The following is a 17,374-nucleotide window of genomic DNA, read 5'->3' as shown; positions in this document are numbered from 1 at the left end:
AAGACGGGCCAGGCGAAACGCCTGGCCCCTCTTTTGTTGCGGCAGGTACTCCCCGGCTGACGCCGGGGGAGCGGTGTCGCCGTTACAGGAAACCTGCGTATTTGGACCCGGCCAGGAAGCTCTTCCAGGCGCTGTCCTTGTAGCCGGTGGCAACAGCCTTGACCCGGTAGTAGTAGGTGTAGGTCGGGCCGGCATTGAGGACAGTGACCACCGTTGCGGTATCGGTCCCGGCGTAGACCTCGCGCACGCCGGCGGTGAAGGTGCTGTTGGTCGCCTCCTGGACCACGTAGCTCACCCCCGGTACCGCCGCAGCGCTCCAGTTCAGGCTGATGGTGCCGTCCGTGTAGGTTGCCGGCACGGTCAGGGTGGCCGGTATGGGGATGATGGTTCCCGGCGCACGGCACGGTGCCAGGGCGGTTTTCCAGGCGCTGTCCGCGTACTCGGGATGCACCGCCTTGACGCGGTAGTAGAAGGTGGCGGGGAGCGTCTTGGTGAGGGCCTTGGTGATCCCGGTGACCGGGTAATCTACCACGTTCTGGGTGAAGCCGGCATCGGTTGCCTCCTCGAGGATGTAGGTCACCCCCTTGGTGGCCGAAGCCCCCCAGGAAACCGTGTAAAGACCGTCCAGATCGGAAGCCGGCACGGTGATGGTGAGCGGGGCCGCTGCCGGGACACCCGCACCGATCACTTTGCACCCGGTGGGGAGGCTCTTCCAGGCGCTGTCCTTGTAGCCCCCTTCAATGGCCTTGACCCGGTAGAAGTAGGTGACGCCCACGCTTTTCCCGGTGATGGCCGCGCCGGCGTCGCTGCCGCGGTACACCTCCTGCGCGCCGGTGAAGGTGGCGTTGGTCGCCTCCTGCAGGACGTAGGTGACGCCCGGGACGGCGGAGGCGCCCCAGGAAACGGTGTAGTTGCCGTCGGCATCGACGGCGGGGACGACCAGGCCGGTCAGGGTCGCCAGGATGGTACCGGGTACGGCACAGCCTGCGGCAGCCGTCTTCCAGCTGCTGTCGACGTATTCGGGGTGCACCGCCTTCACCCGGTAGAAGTAGGTGGTGGCGAGACTCTTGCCGGAGATGGCCTTGGTGAGGCCGGTCACCGGGTAATCAATGACGTTCTGGGTGAAGGCGGCGTCGGTGGCCTCCTCGAGGAGGTAGGTCACCCCCTTGGTGGCGGAAGCACCCCAGGAAACGGTGTAGGAGCCGTCCGGGTCGCCAAGCGGCACGGTAAGGGTGAGCGGCGCCGCGGCCGGAACATCCGGGCCGATGACCTTGCAGCCTGTGGTCGAGCTCTTCCAGAGGCCGTCCTTGTAGCCCCCCTCGATGGTCTTGACGCGGTAAAAATAGGTCGCGCCGGCACTGTGCCCGGAGATGATGGCACTGGTATCGCTGCCACTGTAGACCTCCTGCGCACCGGTGAAGGTGGCGTTAGTGGCCTCCTGCAGCACGTAGGTCACCCCCTGGACGGCCGAGGCGCCCCAGGAAACCGTGTAGCTGCCGTCGGCGTCGACCGGCGGCACGGTGAGGGTGGTGAGCGTCGGGAGCGCGGTGCCCGGCACGGCACAACCGGCAGCGGCGGTTTTCCAGGCGCTGTCGACGTATTCGGGATGCACGGCCTTGACGCGGTAGAAGAAGGTGGTGCCGAGGCTCTTGCCGGTGAACGCCTTGCTGAGGCCCGTCACGATGTAGTCAGTGACGTTCTGAGTGAAGTCCGCGTCGGTGGCCTCCTGCAGGAGGTAGCTTACCCCCTTGGTGGTCGAGGCGGTCCAGGAAACGATGTAGGAGCCATCCGGATCGGCCGCCGGAACGGTGAGGCCGGCCGGTGCCACGGCTGCGACGTCCGGGCCGATCACCGTGCACCCGGTGGTCGAACTCTTCCAGAGGCCGTCCTTGTAGCCCCCTGCCACGGTTTTGACGCGGTAGTAGTAGGTGGCGCCCAGCACCCCCCCGATGATGGAGGCGCTGGTTTCGCTGCCGCTGTAGACCTCCTGAACGCCGGCGGTGAAGGTGGAGTTGATCGCTTCCTGGAGCACGTAGGTGACGCCCGGGGTGGCAGAGGCGCTCCAGGAAACCGTGTAGGCGCCGTCGGCGTCGACGAGCGGCACGGTGATGGTGGTCAGGGTCGGCAGGGCGGTACCGGGAACGGCGCATCCGGCGCCGGCAGTTTTCCAGCTGCTGTCGGAATAGCCCGAGGCTGTCGCCTTGACCCGGTAGAAGAAGGTGCTGCCGAGGCTCTTGCCGTTCACGACTTGGCTTACGCCGGAGGTGCTGTAGGACTGCACGTTTTCGTTGAAGTCGGCGTCAGTCGACTCCTCGAGGATGTAGGTGACCCCTTTGGTGGTCGAGGCGCCCCATGAAACCGTGTAGCTGCCATCCGCGTCAGCCGCGGGGACCGTGATGGTGGGGGGCTGAACGCAGGTGGCCTCAGGCCCCCTGGTCGCAAAGACCTGGAAGACGTCATAGTCAGTCCCATTCGCGGTCGTCTCACTGAAGAGGCCGCCACCGAGAAGAAATTTACCGTCGGCACTGAACCACAAGGTGCCGCCGTCGCCGTCGCCCAGGTCAAGGGTCATGTGCCCCGAGGGGGAAATGGTGTAACTGCAGGGGAAGGGGCCGGCGTTGTCGGGCTGGCTGATAACCCCCGAGTTGGCAGCCAGGTTCGCCTCGAACATGGTGCCGGTGTAGCTCATGGTGCACCCGCCGTTGGCATCGAGGACAAGCGAGCCGTTGTTGACGAAGATGCCGTCGGTTACACTGCCGTTATAGGCATAGAAGGCGGACTCTTGGTAGACGAAGTTATACCTTCCAGCCACGGACGCAAAGGTGAAGCTCTCTCCCTGCTTCACGCCGACCACTTGGTCTGCGCTATAGTAGGTGCCGTCGGAGGAGGTCTCCTGGAGCGGGGATCCGGCCACGAGCACTGTGCCATCGGGGCTCAGCTCGAAATCCTTCCCGCCGTCGGGGGTGGTGATCGAGACATGCCCGGTTCCAGAAACCGTGTAGCTACAGGAAACAGGCCCCATGGCATCCGGCCACTCGTTGACGCTGCTCCTGTCAGCGGTCAGCCCGACCTCGTAGGTGCTCCCGGAGTAGCCCACGCTGCAGCCGCCGCTGCCGTCGAAGCTGATCGTTCCGGTATTGCCATAAATGTTGTCAGCAATATAGGACGAGCCGGAGCCTGTGGACTGCCATAAGGCGAACTCCTGACTCACGAAGTGGAACGTGCCGTTCAGGGATGCCGCACTCATGCCGCTGCCGCTTTTGACCGCAATGATCTGGTCCGCCCAGTAGTCGGTGCCGTAGGTGCCATCCACCTCCCTGGTGCCTGATCCTGCAATGAACAAGTTGCCGTTCTGGCTTAGCTGGAAGTCCTTGGACCCGCCGTCAGGGAAGCGGATAGTCATGCCCCCGGCCGGCGACACGGTGTAGGTGCAGGCTGCGTCCGTTACCGGATCGGTCCAGGTTTCCACCGTGGAGTTCCCGACCGCGCTCTCGTAACCATGGTCGACATAGGTGAGGGAACAGGCCCCGGCACCGTTGAAGTTTATCGTCCCGTTGCCGCCGTGGAAGTTATCCCTTACCCCGCCGCCGGTGGGCGCGTAAAACCCTGCCTCCTGACTTACGAAGTTGTAGCTGCCGTTCACCCTGGCGACCGACATGGCCCAGGCCGACGGCGCGGCCAGAGTTGTCGTCGCGGCGAGCAGCAGTGCTGCGATGACTTTTCCCATTCTCCTTTTCACAAACACTCCTCCCTTGACATGATAGATGCACCACATACATAAAATAAAATAGCGTTTACGCTATCATGAGAATTCAACAAAAACCAGAACAAACACCGTCGTAAGCGCTTTTTTGCCCATAAAAAGGGGTTTTTGCCACAATTACGACACAAAAAAGGCCGGGGCAGAGCTCCGGCCTTCATTGAATTCTTTTTTTGTGGACTATTGTCCTCTATTTGTTGTGCCCCTTGCCGTGCCCTTTGCCTTTGCCTTTGCCCTTGCCCGGGCCGCCATCTTCCTGTCCGCCATGTCCCATCGGCTGTCCGGTCAGGCGCAGGTCCCCCCTCTTGAGCGCATGGAACTCGGGAGAGCCCGGCTTGATCCCCAGTTCCTTGGCGATGGCGCCCCACCCCTTTTTCTTGTTGGGCTGGTATACCTGGTAAACCTGGTCCACCGGCTTGCCCGAGAACTGCCCCAGTTGGAACAGCATGAAGGCATCCGCCGGCTCCGGGACCGATTGCAGCACCATCTGGACCTTGGCCGTCGGCACTCCGAACTGGGCGCTCACTTTGGCGGAGAACCCGTTCATATCGGCGCGGGCCTGAACGTTGAGGCTGGAGAGGAACGAATCCAGACTGGCAAACGCAGTCATGGGCACCACAAGCACGAGAACCAGCGAAAGTAAAATCAGGCGTTTCATGTTTCCTACCTCCATCAATGGAATGATATGCCGCAACAGGCAGGAAACACTATACCTAACCTCAAAACCATTTGCCACGGAGAACATCTGAGAAAATCTGAGAGAAGCAAAAGATTGTAACCTAAAGCCTGTTACGGTTTCAGGTTTTCTCAGAAGTCCTCAGATTTGCTCCGAGCCGTTGCGCTGAAGCGCTATGGCCCGCAAGCGTGGCCAATGGTTTGGTTTTTTTGTTTTGGTTACTGCAGGGTTTCCCGCTGCAGGAACTCGGCGAACTCGGTGAAGACCGCCTCGCGTACCGAGTGCTGCTGCCAGTTCCGGATCAGCTGCCGGACGCACTGCAGCACGCCGATCAACCCCGCCGAGGTCCCCCCTGCGATCAGGGCGCTGGTTTCACCGGAAAAGACCATGACCAGGCTGGAGACCAGGAGCACGAGGCTCGTCAGCAAAAGCGGCAGTTCGACGTGCTTGAACGGAGAGCGAAACATGTGGTGCACCGATGAGTACACCGACGCGTGCGCCTTGACCAGCTTGAGGTAGCGCTCCAGTTCCGCGCCGTTGCAGCGCGATACGGCGCGCAGGTAGAAACGGCGGCAGGCTTCCCTGCTGCTGGTAGCCATGCGGTCGCCATAGTAGTGTTCCAGTTCGACATCGATCGTGTATGTGTCCATCTCCGCCCTCGATTCTGCTCCGTCACTAAAGCAGTGGTAAGTGGTATGCTCCGTCAAATAGCATGATGTATACCAATGCAGCAGGCACACCCGAAATGCGCGACAGTCCTTGTCGCAGGCGCACACATCGCAGCGCCCCATGCTCAAAAATGTCGCAAGATGCGCCACTTTAACACAACGAGGTGTTCCGATTCCCCCTTAAGTTTTCCACAGGAGATTTTGCTAAGGAGGCATCACCGGGTTCGAAACAGTTCCCACCCCCCGCTATTTCGCGCAAGCGCAAAAAGCGTCTTTGCAAAGTTGCAAACCGCGCCCCCTGCCCCCTGCCCCCTGCCCCCTGCCCCCTGCCCCTGCCCTCTCTCGTCGCTCTCGTCGCTCTCGTCGCTCTAGTCCCCCTTCTCTCCTCCGCCTCCCATTCCTCCCATTCCTCCCATTCCTCCCCCCCTGACCATCGCGCCCCCCGGCACCGGTTTTCTTATTGACAACCACCGTCGGGCAGTGCTATTGAAAATAACATTCACTTTCCAACGAGGTGTCTCGAAAACGGGTTGCCCGTTCCAGCAGGGGGCAGTATGTGCATAGCGGTTGTGGGCAATGAGAAGACGGTAGGATGGGACTGGATGACGGCCGCCGCACGGGCGGGGTTCGACCTGCGCATGGTGCATCCCGCGCTGGTTACCAGTTTGGAAGATATGGAAGGGGTGGACGCCCTGGTGATAGGCTCGGAAGGGGTTTCCGGAGAGGTGCAGGAGCGTGCGATGCAGATCGCGTCAGCCCGTGGCATCCCCTCGATGTGCGCCAACTGCGCAGCCGCTCCCCTCTGCTACGGTAAACCATCGGCCACGCTTGCGGGCCATAGCGCTCGGCGCGAAGGCTCGGAGAAAATCTGATAAAACAAAGACGGAATGACCGAGGGGACTGGCTCCGCAGGTGCCTGTCCCCTTTCGCAAGCCACAGGCGAGGGTCTTTCCGTCACCCCTGGGCGCCGTAGAACGTAGAACGTAGAACGTTGAACGTCCATTTAAATAAGGTGGATATGCTCGGAAAGCGCCTTGAAGCTCCGCTCGGCCTCCAGGTACCTGGCATCCTCGGCGTAGGTGGTCGGGTAGACCGCCGGCACCGGCCGGTGCACCAGATCCTGGTCCACATTGACGAAGGTGAAGAGGCAGGAGTTGGATAGCGCCTTGCTGGTGCGGTCGCGGCTGATGCGCTCGATATTGGCCTCAACGCAGATGTAGCTGCCGCAGGTGAACACCACGCGGCTGGTATAGTGCAGTTTGTCCCCCATGCGCACCGGGTGGAAAAAGTTGATGCGGTTCACCGCCGCCATGACCGACCGGTCCGGCGCTACCAGCTCCGAGCAGATCGAAGAAAGTTCGTACGCCTTGCGTACCAGGTACCCGCCGAAGATCTTCTGCGGCACATTCTCGAACTCCGGGTACATCCTCTCCCAGGAATCCGTCACGACACGCCCCGCCAAAAGCCCTTGGAAATCCGGCTCGTCCTGTGCCTTGTGCAGCGCGGCCAGCATCCGGTACTCCTCCGAGCTCGGTGGCCCTGACATGAGCGCCTGCTGCTGCCGGTACTCCTCCCGGCGCGCCACGGCCTTTCTCGCCCGTGCCTGTTCCCGCTCCGTCGCGTATTCGAGCGGCGGCAGGGCCACGCTCACCGCCCCCTCCCCCATGCCTGACCGCGCCACCATGGTGAAGTAGCAGGAGGCGACATGGTTGGCCGGCTCACCCGGCTGCTCCACGCGAATCCCGATTACCAGCGACGACCTCCCCACCTGGTTGATGCGCGCCTCGCACACGATATCCCGCGTCACATCCGCCACGTGGCGCACGATGATGTTGTCAATGGCGGCCGTCACCACCCGCGCGTCCGGGTAGAACCGGTTCACATAGCGCAGTGCAGTCTCCTCCGCCACCTTATCCAGGATCTCCAGGAGCAGTCCGAAGCGCAGGTTCCCTAACAAGTCCTCGTCCACCACCATGAAGCGGCGCCGCAGCGCCAGGTCGTCGCCCAGCGACAGGGTATGCAGGAACGAGGTTTCCGCAGGCGTCGTCATAATGAAGCTCCTTCCCTTCCCGCGTTAACAATCACCCTTAAGTTGTACCACCTCCCAGGCCGACATCAAAACCAGAAAAGCGAAACACAGAGGACACGAAGGAAAAGACACGGCGGACACAGAGTACCAGAATGTTTTGTTTCTCCCCTCAAACCGTTCCTCTGTGCCCTCTGTGCCATCTGTGCCCTCTGTGCCCTCTGTGCCCTCTGTGTACCTCCGTGTCCTCTGTGGTGAGGGTTGAACAAAAAGGCCCGAGGTTTCCCCGAGCCTTTTGCCGTTCTTTGCGCCTTTGCGGCTTTGCGTTAATACCAGCCTTTAATTTTCTCGGTGTCCTCTGTGATGGGCTTTTACGCCGGCAGCAGCCCCCGCGACTGGCACCTGACCAGCGAGGCGTAGTAGCCGTCCTGCTCCATGAGCGACTCGTGGCTGTCCGACTCGATGATTTCGCCGTCCTTCAGCACCAGGATCCTGTGGGCGCCGACCACCGTGGAGAGGCGGTGGGCGATGATGAAGCTGGTGCGTCCCTGCACCAGCCGGTCCAGCGCCTCCTGCACCAGCACCTCCGACTCCGCGTCCAAGGCTGAAGTCGCCTCGTCCAGGATCAACAGGGAAGGGTTCTTCAAGAGGGCGCGCGCGATGCTGATGCGCTGGCGTTCACCCACAGAAATGCGGCAGCCCCGCTCCCCCACGACGAAGTCGTACCCGCCCGGCAGGTTGCCGATGAAGCCGTGGGCGTTGGCGGCCCGGGCTGCGTCCTCGATCTCGGCGTCAGTGGCGTCGGGCCTGCCGTAGGCGATGTTGTTGCGGATGGTGTCGTTGAAGACCAGGGCGTCCTGCAGCACCACCCCGATCTGCCGCCGCAGGGAGCGCTGCTGCAACTCCCTCAGGTCGTTGCCGTCGAGTTTGATGCAGCCGGTGGTCGGGTCGTAGAAGCGCTGCAGCAGCGAGATCAGCGTGGTCTTGCCCGAGCCGCTGGGACCGACGATGGCGATGGTCTGCCCCGGCTGCACGTGCAGGTCGATGCCGTTTAAGACCCGCCGCTCCTCGTTGTAGCCGAAGCTTACCTGGGAAAAGACAACCTCTCCCTTGACGTCGTGCAGCGGCAGCGCGTGCGGGGCGTCCCGCAGCCGGTCCTCCGCATCGAGGATGGAGAACACGATATCGAAGGAAATGCCCGCCTTCCTGAGGGTCTGGTAAACGCCGGTAAGGCTGTTCACCGGTCCGAAGATCCCCCCCTGGTACCCCAGAAACGCCATCAGGGTCCCCACCGTGGTCTCACCGCGCTGAATCAGGTAGATGGCAAGGCCGATCGATGCCGATTTGGCCAGCATCACCACCAGGTTCTGCGCCGCGCCGATCCGGGTGTCGGTCAGCACCCCTTTCCTGACGATGCCGTGCGCCTGCGCCACGTCCCCCATAAAACGCCTGCGCTCCGCTTCCTCCATGGCGAAACTCTTCACCGTGACGATGCCGGAGAGCACCTCGTTGAACCGGGAGAAGATGACGCCCCAGCGGTAGAGCAGCGAACTCTCCCGGGCGGTCTGCTCGTGGGAGGCGGCCACCCCGATCATCGCCGGCAGCGGGGCGAAGAACACCACCAGCAGGGAGAGACGCCAGTCGAGACGGAACATGACCACCACCGAGATGGAGAGGTAGATGAGCCCGGGGAGGATGTTGAAAGCGAGGTCGGAGATACCGGTCACGAACCCGTTGATGCCATGGTTCAGCCTGGTCATCAGCCCCCCCACGGTCTCTTCACGGTGGTAGGAAAGCGGCAGGGAGTGGAGCCTGGCCGTGGTCACGTCGAGGAGCTTGTAGTTCACCGACAGCCGGACCTTCCAGCTGAGCCAGTTGCTGAGCCCGTTCAGCGCCTCCTTGACCAGTGCGGCGGCCACGATGGCGCCCACTGCCATCAAAAGGCGGGCGAAGCCGGTGTTGCTCCCCAACCGGTCGAAGACCAGCTTGTAGATCAGTGGCTCCAGTGCGCCGAGTGCGGCCACCAGCAGCATGAGTACCAGGATCACGGAAATGGTTTTACGGTGCGGTGCGATGAAAGAAAGGGCGCGCCGTGCCTGCTGGACCTTCCTGCCGTCCATGCCGGCCAACGCGGCTAAAGCTGAAAACATCGGGGCCTCGTGTGGATGGAAGTGGTTGTTGCTCCCCATGAAAGTAGAGAGATCCGGCCAAAAAGGAAGTGACAGTTGTCACATAAAGGCCGCCTCTTCAATGGACAGGCGGATGTTTTTGTTATAATCCTCCAATCTTTCCACCCAAGGAGGTCTCCAGTGAAGAGAATGCCCCGGTTCCTGCTCCCGCTGGTGCTGCTGACACTTACCCTCGTCACTGCCCCCCCCGACGCTCCGGCACAGGAGCCGGCCGGCCCCGCCCCGGGCTCGGCTGCGTTCCGTGGCCCGAGCCCCGCTTCCGCCATCACCAAACGGATCTCGTTCGCGATCTTGCAGGACTACCCCAAGGGGGAGAGCTTGCAAGAGGTTGCCAGCGACTTCCAGATCATGAAGGAGCTGGGTGTGAATACCTGGCGCGGAAGTTTCAGCTGGATCGATTACGAACCGCAGCGGGGGCGCTTCGACTACACCTGGCTGCACCGCTTCCTGGACCTGGCCGCCAAAGAGGGCATAATGCTCCAGCCCTACCTCGCCTACACGCCGGAGTGGGCGGCCCGCGGCGGGGGCACGGACCGGGTGGAGTGGAACGATCCCCCCCGGCACATCGAGGACTGGCGGCGGTTCGTGTCCAGGACCGTGACCGAGTTGAAGCCGTACCGGAACATCGAATCGTACGAGGTGTACAACGAGGAGAACGTGAAGCAGTGGTGGGACGGCACCGCCGCGGACTACAACCAGGTCCTGCGGGTCGCATCGGAGGTAATACGGAAGACGGCCCCCCTGAAGCTGATCATCATGGGGGGGATGGTCTGGCCTGATGCGGAGTGGGTGCGGCAGGCCTGCACCACCTACGGCAACGCCGGCAGGTTCGACGTGATCCCCATCCACGCCTACCCGGAAACCTGGACCCCGAAGGAGGTCACCGTGGAGAACTACCTGGACCAGGGGCGCCCGGGATTCTTTCGCCGGGAGTTCCTTCCGGTTGTGGACCGCGCCTGTTCGGGCAAGCCGATCTGGCTGAACGAAGTCGGCTACGCCACCCCGCCCGGCAAGAGCGAACTGGATCAGGCCAACTGGTGGGCCAGGGCCTTCGCCACCTTCCTGGCCGATCCCCGGGTGGAGCACCTGGGCATTTACCAGATCCGGGACCGTCAGCCGCAGACCAAGGTGATCGGCGAGAGCGAAAACTACTACCTGGGGCTGCTCAAGGCCGACCGCCGCAAGAAGCTCGCCTTCCACACCGTGAAGCGCCTGCTCGCCCTGCTCAACGTCGGCAACCTCACCGTCGCCGATGCCCAACTCGGCGTGGAGGTGTCGGAAGGAAGCAGGGGCGAGTTGTACCAGCACCTGTTCGTGCGCCCCGACGGGCGGCAGGTGCTCCTGGTCTGGGACAAGAAGGGGAGCCCCACCCTGCGCATCAGGACGCGTCCCGGCACCACGGTCACCGAATATTCCCTGGACGGTACCCCCATGCCCTTCACCTCCTTCGACGGCCGGGTGCTGAGCCAGGTGCGGCTCAAGCCAGGCATGGTGCGCATCTTCGAGATCCGTTAAGACCAAAAGACGGAACACAGAGGACACGGAGGAAAAGCCAGTGCGGGCACAGAGAAAAGACAATCTTTGGGGTTAATCCCGGAGATGTTTTCTCTGTGTCCTCAATGGGCCTCCGTGTCCTCTGTGTTCATGCTTCCTGTGGGTTCCCGAATCGATCGAGCCTTTGTCGTTCCTTGCGCCTTTGCGGCTTTGCGTTACATACCAGCCTGTAAGTTGTTCTCTGTGTCCTCAGTGGACCTCCGTGACCTCTGTGTTTAGCTTTTGATGTGCCCTCTGCGTTGATGCTTTATGCATTTTGTGCTGTACAATCAAGAGAGCGGGCCCCGCCTGTAACAGGGGTGCCTGTGACAGTAACGTCGGAGGTTCTGCATGTCCAAGATGATGCAGGTTTTGGGTGAGCTCCCTCTAGAGAGAGTCCAGCTGTTTCGCGATGTCACCCGGGAGTCGCTCCAGGGCATCGTCGACAGCTGCGACTTAAGGGAAATTGCCTCCGGGGAGATCCTGCTGAGGCCGGAGAGCGTCAACCACGAGCTCTTCATCCTGCTCGCGGGGCGGCTGCGCGTGCACCTGAAAGACCTCGATTCCGACCCGGTGGCCACCCTGGAGCCGGGAGAAGTGGCCGGCGAGCTCTCGGTGCTGGACGGGAAGCCTACTTCCGCTTACGTGGTCGTCGACGAGCCCGGCCGGGTCATGGTGATGCCGCGGGAGCTGGTCTGGAGTCTCGCCACCGTGTCCCACGCCGCCGCCTGCAACCTCCTTACCATCCTGTCGGGCCGGGTGCGCCAGGCGGACCGCACCATCACCGAGCAGATGCTGAGGGAGCGTTCCTTTCACTGTTACGGCACCGTCGACGCCCTGACCGGCATGCACAACCGGTACTGGCTGAACGACATGCTGGGGCGGATGGTCACCCGCAGCATACGCAGCGGCACGCCCTTGGCCGTGATGATGATCGACATCGACAACTTCAAGGAGTTCGACGACAGCTACGGGCACCTGTGCGGCGACCGGGCCATCCACACCGTGGCCCAGACCATCCTGGACAACCTGAGGCCCACCGTCCTTACCGCGCGCTACGGCGGTGACGAGTTTTTCGTTGCCGTACCCGGGGTGGTGGTGGGGCAGGCCCTCGAAATTGCCGAGAGGTTGCGCGAGGCCGTCGCAGCCACGCCGATCCCGCACTCCCCCGCTCCGCTTGCGCCGGTCACCGTTTCCATCGGCGTGGCCGGTGTCAGTAGCGGCCATGGTGTCGACGACGTGATCGCCGCCGCCGACGCCGCCCTCTACCGCGCCAAGGCCCTCGGCCGCAACAGAGTGTCGCAGTAACAAAGCAAACAGGGATGAAGGGGATAAAAGGGATATAACCAAGTCGTGGTTCATCCCCTTCATCCCTTTCATCCCTGATTGTTTTTGGGTCCGCCTTTTTTGCGCCTTTGCGGCTTTGCGCGAGCGCTTATTCCTTTGCCACCAGTACGATCTCGATCCTGCGGTTCTTGGCCCGCCCCTCGTCGGTGTCGTTGGGCGCCACCGGCTTGAACTCGCCGTAGGCGACCGCACCCAAGAGCGCCGGGTCGAGTCCCTGCTGCTGCAGGTAGCGGGTCACGTTGATGGCGCGCGCCGCCGAAAGCTCCCAATTGGTGGGGTAGCGCTTGGCCAGCTGCCCGACGATCTGCACGTTGTCGGTGTGCCCCTCGATGCGAACCGCCTTGTCCTTCACGGTCTTCAGGATGTCCACCACCTTCTGCAGCACCACCAGGCCTTCAGGCTTCACCTCGGCCTTGCCGGAATCGAAGAGCACCGAGTCCACCATGTTCACGGTGAGCTTCCCCTTCAGCTCCGAGATGGTCACCTGCCCCTTGGCGATCTCCCCCTTCATCTGTTCCAGCAGGTCGCCGTAGGTCTTGCTGGTCTTCTGGACTTCCTCCTTCTGCTTTTGCAGGCGGGCCACCTCGTCCTTGAGCCGCTTGTTCTCCGCCTCCAGGTCCGCCGACTTCTGGGTCAGGTCTCCCACCTTCACGTTGAGGTCCCCCACCTTCTGGCTCAGCTCGCCGATCTTCTGGTTCTTGGCGTCCGAGGTCGACTTCAGCGTCTCCTCCAGCCCCTTCTTGTCCGCCATGAGTGCGTTCTTCTCGCCAGTCATGGCGGCCAGTTCCGTGGTCAGCCTCTTGATGTCGTTTTTGAGCTGGTCGTTCTCGCCCAAGAGGATGTTGTACTGTCCCCGCTGCTCCTGGAGGCTCTTCTCCAGGTTCTGGGCCTCGAGCTCCTTCTTCTGATAGGTACCGCTCGTAACACACCCCGACAGGGCGAAGCACACCAGCACTGAGAGACAAAACAACAGATTGCGCTTCATACTCTTCCTCCTTGCATCGGTTTCTCATGTCATGCAGCCAGTGCACAATTATGGCGCGGAAAGCAGATCTTTCAATAAGAAAGATGCAATCGGCCTCGCTATGACTATGGGAGTTGCAGCCTCGGAGTGATATACTTACAACCAGAGAGAAAGGAGGTGTCGGCTATGAGAGATACGAAAGTGCCTATGACACCGAAGATGAAGGTCATGATGGAGCGTGAAAGGAAGACAAGCAAGGCCATGGTGCCTCCCAAGCACGAGATGATGATGCGGCGCGAGCCCAACCACAACGTCCATGTCATCACCCACCATGGCAAGATCCACTCCGGTCGCAAGGGGCGCACCATGTAATGTCCTCCCGCCACAGACTCCGCACTCAATCATGAAGCTGGCCCTACCGGGGACCAGCTTTTTTCATATCAGAATGGCTCCCCTACCCTTGATCTCGTTCCCAAGGTCCACCTTGGGAACGCAAAGCCTCTCCCCGAAGCTCCAACTTCCCTCGGATGCAAAGCTGGAGCTTTGCGCCATATGGGGTTCCCAAGCTGGAGCTTGGGAACCAGCAATGCTGCCTGCAAAAACCGCTGCCGGTGCCTCAACGCCCCCCCCTTTGCTCACGCTACCGGTGCCCCAGGGGGGATTTGCCTTCAGCTTACCCCTCCCGCGGCGCGTACCTTAGGAAGAGAACGGCAAGAATCGGCAGGCTCACCAAAAACGCGTAGAAGAGCAGATAGAAGCTCTGCCCCACTCCCCCCTGGTCGGCGAGCTTCCCCACCAGCGGCCCGGTGACCACGAAGAGGAGCCGGAACGACACCGACTGCAGCGACAGCGTTGCGGCGCGGTTGGCGCTGGCGGATTCGCGCTGGGTGTGGGCCAGCATCATGGGCCCGCGCAGGCCGCGCATGCAGGTCAAAAGGTAGTAGAAGAGAAAGCCCCACATCCCGCCGGCAAGGCCGAGCCCCAGGTAGCCGACCACGACCAGGAGCAAAAAGAGCAGCACCATGCCCCGGTCCCCCAGGTGCTCGTGCAGGCGGTGACTGGCGAGGGCGCACAGGGCCACGGTGAGGTTGGCGCCGGCCCAGACCGGGCCGAACCAGGCCACCGGCACTCCGGCGTGCTGCATGTAGGGCTGGATCAACCAGACCGGGTAGAAGGATGCCACGCCCAGCACCGTGTTGAGCAGGATGGTGTAGCGCAGGTGCCGGTTATCCCGGAAGGCGTAGCGTGCGGTGGCGAGGGCCTCGGCGAGGTGGGAGCGGGCCGGCGCGTGAGCTCTCGGGGACTCCACCAGTCGCCTGGTCACCAGGAGTCCGGCGCCCCACACCGCCACCTGCAGGATGAAGGGAAGTCTCGGTTGATAGGCGTAGATCACGCCGGCCAGGACCGCGCCGGCCGCCTCCCCCGCCTGTGCGAAGCCGTGCATGCGTCCCTGGTGGCGCGCGTAGGACTGCTCCTCACCCTGTGCCCGCAGCGTCTCGAAGAGAAGGGCGCTGTCCGAGCCGCTGATGAAGGAAAGCGACATCCCCAGGGTGATCTCCGCCAAGAGCACCGTGGCGAACGAGTCGGCCCAGATGTAGATGCCCCAGCCGATGATGCCGAGGACCGAGGCGATGTTAAGGGCGCAGCGGTAGCCGAGCCGGTCGCTCACGTACCCCGCGGGGTAGTCGAGCGCGAGCGTGGCCACCGAGAAGATGCTCTGCAGGAGCAGGATCTGGGTCAGTGACAGCCCGGCGTGGTCCTTCCAGAAGAGGGTGATGATCGCCATGGGGAACAGCATCATCTGGAGGAAGGAAAAAAGGTACAGCTTGCGGATGTTGTCGGAGAGCTTTCCCATGACAGCATCCGTACCCGCTCCCGATGATTTTTGCAAGAGTAAAGGCAAAGGCCTATTCTATTGACGCAAAGCCGCCAAGGCGCGAAGGCGCAAACACTGCTAAAAACATTCAAACAGGGATAAAGGGGATAAAAGGGATAAGTCAAAAGCATGTTTTTGTAACGTAAAGGCTCAAGACCCAAAGATTATGGGCAACCTAATGCCTTTTGTTTCTCTTAGCGTCTTTGCGTCATTGCGTTAAAATCAGGCCTTTCGCCTCTGTGCCTTTGGGTTTAAACCTCAAGCCTGTCTTAACGCAAAGCGGCAAAGGCGCAAAGAAGTGCTAAAAACATTCAAACAAGGATAAGGGGATAAAAAGGATAAGTCAAAAACATGTTTTTGTAACGTAAAGGCTCAAGACCCAAAGATTATGGGCAACCTAATGCCTTTTGTTTCTCTTAGCGTCTTTGCGTCATTGCGTTAAAATCAGGCCTTTCGCCTCTGCCTTTGGGTTTAAACCTCAAGCCTGTCTTAACGCAAAGCCGCAAAGGCGCAAAGAAGTGCTAAAAACATTCAAACAGGGATAACGGGGATAAAAGGGATAAAACCACTAATGCCTTTTGTTTCTCTTAGCGTCTCTGCGTTATTGCGTTAAAATCAGGCCTTTCGTCTCTGTGCCTTTGGGTTTAAACCTCAAGCCTGTCTTAACGCAAAGCCGCAAAGGCGCAAAGATTATAAGTTGGGTAACCCTATTGTTCTTGGTTCTCTTAGCGTCTCCGCGTCTCTGCGCCTTTGCGTTAAAGCTTCGGGTTGTCGATTGTCAATTATCAATTGTCAATCGAGCCACCCTCCTGCTACTATGTCGCGGCTCCAGAAAACGCTGCCAAACGAGGAAAGAGTTGAAAGAAACGGACAGGGTCATGCCTTCTGGCGACGATAGGAAAAGGAGTTTGGTACTGGTCCCGCTGACCGGCGTCTACCTCCTTGCCATGATGGTCACCCTTTCCGACCTGGGGGGCACCTTCCCCTTCATGGGGCAGCTGTACACCGGCGACCAGGCCGAGCACCTGATCTTCACCAACAGCATCATCACCCTTTACCTCATCGTCGGCATCCTGAAGCGGCAGCGGCTCACCCTCTGGCTGCTCATCGCCTACAACTTTGCCGCCAGCGCCAGCGGCATGGCGAACCTCATCATGCTCCCCGTCCAGCAGGTCCTTACTGCTTCCGGGACCCTGGTCCCCGACTACGGCTACCGCATCAACGCCTTCTGTGTCTTCCTATTGTTCCTTCTCCTCAACGTCTTCCTCTACTTCCACAAAGACCGCTTCGACAACAAGTCCATTTACCTCTGGTAGTCCGAACTACAAGGTCTCCCCCCCCTGCACCCCCAAAGGCGTTTACCTAACGCAAAGCCGCAAAGGCGCAACCATGCAAACCTAAGGTGGTTTTTTGTTTTAACCAAAATCTTATGGTTTCAGGTGTTATCCCTTTGATCCCTTTTATCCCTGTTAAATGATTCCAGGTTTTGCCTCAAAAAAAAGAGCCACGGCAATGCCATGGCTCTTCCTTTCACTTCTCTGTACCCGAACTACTTATGCCTTAACCTTCTCAGCCGCGAGCACCCCTTCCGCCGCGGTGCTTTCCTTGATCCACGGCTCACCCACCGGCAGGTTGATGCCGGACTCGGCGTAAACCGCAACGGTCATCAGGTAAAGGGCGGAGAAAGCGCAGACCAGCAGGTCGTAAGCCGCGAAGGTGCCGGCCAGCGCGCTGCCGGTGAACTCCTTCACGTCCAGCCCGATGAAGCCCAGCAGCAGGGTGAGGAAGATGAAGGCCAGCGTCGCGTGGTGCTTCATGGAGGCGATGAAGAGGATGAAGGTGAACACGGTCCAGGCCACCAGGTAGAAGCCGAGGTCGTTGGCGTTGAAGGCCAGGGTCGGATAGGCTTTCACCAGGTCCGCGTTCTTGCCGAAGATGATCATGAGGCAGAGCGAGATCCAGAAGGCCCCGTAGCCGGTGAAGGCGCAGAAGCCGAAGTTGTTGCCGGTCTTGAACTCCATCAGGCCCGCAATCATCTGTGCCGTACCGCCGAAGCAGAGACCGAGCCAGAGCACGGGAGCGATACCGCACCAGCCCAGGTTGTGGCATTGCAGCACGAATGTCGTCAGCCCGAACCCGGCCAGACCGACTACCGCAGGATTTCCCAGTTTCACATTACTCATTATTACCCTCCTGTTTGCATTGCGATATCACGTCGCTAAATCATTCCGTATACGCAATAACCGTACCGCCCATCGCTCCTGATCACCACATCAAAAGAACGTTCGATTTTTCAGCAGTTACGGCACCACCATCCCGTGTCAGCATTGGACCG

General features: G+C 60.9%; 13 protein-coding genes. 5 read left to right on the top strand and 8 right to left on the bottom strand.

Translation table 11 applies throughout. The features are described 5' to 3' along the window. Nucleotides 1-82 precede the first annotated feature (82 nt). The 3 genes from H7687_RS05610 to H7687_RS05600 form a co-directional block, all read right to left on the bottom strand. Entirely contained in the window at nt 83-3,739 is a 3,657-nt protein-coding gene (locus H7687_RS05610; RefSeq protein WP_183345943.1) for a fibronectin type III domain-containing protein, read from the bottom strand. A 211-nt stretch (nt 3,740-3,950) separates the two neighbouring features. Beyond that, nucleotides 3,951-4,418 (bottom strand): hypothetical protein, encoded by a 468-nt coding sequence (locus tag H7687_RS05605; RefSeq protein WP_183345941.1) that lies wholly within the window; start codon nt 4,416-4,418, stop codon nt 3,951-3,953. Nucleotides 4,419-4,654: 236 nt separating this feature from the next. Then, nucleotides 4,655-5,086 carry a GSU0071 family protein gene (locus H7687_RS05600; protein WP_183345939.1) on the bottom strand — a complete coding sequence of 144 codons (432 nt, stop codon included), beginning with the start codon at nt 5,084-5,086 and terminating at the stop codon, nt 4,655-4,657. 572 nt (nt 5,087-5,658) lie between these two features. On the opposite strand from H7687_RS05600, the gene H7687_RS05595 reads away from it, so the two are divergent. Beyond that, nucleotides 5,659-5,976 (top strand): hypothetical protein, encoded by a 318-nt coding sequence (locus H7687_RS05595; RefSeq protein ID WP_183345937.1) that lies wholly within the window; start codon nt 5,659-5,661, stop codon nt 5,974-5,976. 131 nt (nt 5,977-6,107) lie between these two features. Here H7687_RS05595 and H7687_RS05590 read toward each other — a convergent pair whose 3' ends face one another. Then, nucleotides 6,108-7,154: an acyl-CoA thioesterase gene (locus H7687_RS05590; RefSeq protein WP_183345935.1), complete on the bottom strand. Its 1,047-nt coding sequence runs from the start codon at nt 7,152-7,154 to the stop codon at nt 6,108-6,110. 347 nt (nt 7,155-7,501) lie between these two features. Next, complete coding sequence (locus H7687_RS05585; protein ID WP_183345933.1) at nt 7,502-9,280, bottom strand: ABC transporter ATP-binding protein; 1,779 nt, start codon at nt 9,278-9,280, stop codon at nt 7,502-7,504. A 168-nt stretch (nt 9,281-9,448) separates the two neighbouring features. Here H7687_RS05585 and H7687_RS05580 point away from each other — a divergent pair, with 168 nt between their 5' ends. Both H7687_RS05580 and H7687_RS05575 read left to right on the top strand, forming a co-directional pair. Further along, nucleotides 9,449-10,834: a beta-galactosidase gene (locus H7687_RS05580; protein ID WP_183346094.1), complete on the top strand. Its 1,386-nt coding sequence runs from the start codon at nt 9,449-9,451 to the stop codon at nt 10,832-10,834. A 369-nt stretch (nt 10,835-11,203) separates the two neighbouring features. Beyond that, the gene (locus H7687_RS05575) at nt 11,204-12,160 is read left to right on the top strand and encodes a GGDEF domain-containing protein (RefSeq protein WP_183345931.1); all 957 of its coding nucleotides are present in this window, start codon (nt 11,204-11,206) and stop codon (nt 12,158-12,160) included. A gap of 127 nt (nt 12,161-12,287) precedes the next feature. Here the strand turns inward: H7687_RS05575 and H7687_RS05570 are convergent, their stop codons facing one another. Next, nucleotides 12,288-13,184: an OmpA family protein gene (locus H7687_RS05570; RefSeq protein WP_183345929.1), complete on the bottom strand. Its 897-nt coding sequence runs from the start codon at nt 13,182-13,184 to the stop codon at nt 12,288-12,290. A 165-nt stretch (nt 13,185-13,349) separates the two neighbouring features. Between H7687_RS05570 and H7687_RS05565 the strand changes: the two genes are divergently transcribed. After that, nucleotides 13,350-13,535 (top strand): hypothetical protein, encoded by a 186-nt coding sequence (locus H7687_RS05565; RefSeq protein ID WP_183345927.1) that lies wholly within the window; start codon nt 13,350-13,352, stop codon nt 13,533-13,535. A gap of 301 nt (nt 13,536-13,836) precedes the next feature. Here H7687_RS05565 and H7687_RS05560 read toward each other — a convergent pair whose 3' ends face one another. Next, entirely contained in the window at nt 13,837-15,018 is a 1,182-nt protein-coding gene (locus H7687_RS05560; RefSeq protein ID WP_183345925.1) for an MFS transporter, read from the bottom strand. A 929-nt stretch (nt 15,019-15,947) separates the two neighbouring features. Between H7687_RS05560 and H7687_RS05555 the strand changes: the two genes are divergently transcribed. Further along, entirely contained in the window at nt 15,948-16,355 is a 408-nt protein-coding gene (locus H7687_RS05555) for a hypothetical protein (protein WP_246404612.1), read from the top strand. Between the two features lie 237 nt (nt 16,356-16,592). On the opposite strand, the gene H7687_RS05550 is transcribed toward H7687_RS05555, so the two are convergent. Continuing rightward, nucleotides 16,593-17,222 carry an acetate uptake transporter gene (locus H7687_RS05550; protein WP_183345921.1) on the bottom strand — a complete coding sequence of 210 codons (630 nt, stop codon included), beginning with the start codon at nt 17,220-17,222 and terminating at the stop codon, nt 16,593-16,595. Nucleotides 17,223-17,374: the final 152 nt, after the last annotated feature.

The sequence above is a fragment of the Geomonas paludis genome (assembly GCF_014193585.1).
Lineage (GTDB): Bacteria > Desulfobacterota > Desulfuromonadia > Geobacterales > Geobacteraceae > Geomonas > Geomonas paludis.
This window is presented reverse-complemented; position numbering and strand designations above follow the sequence as displayed.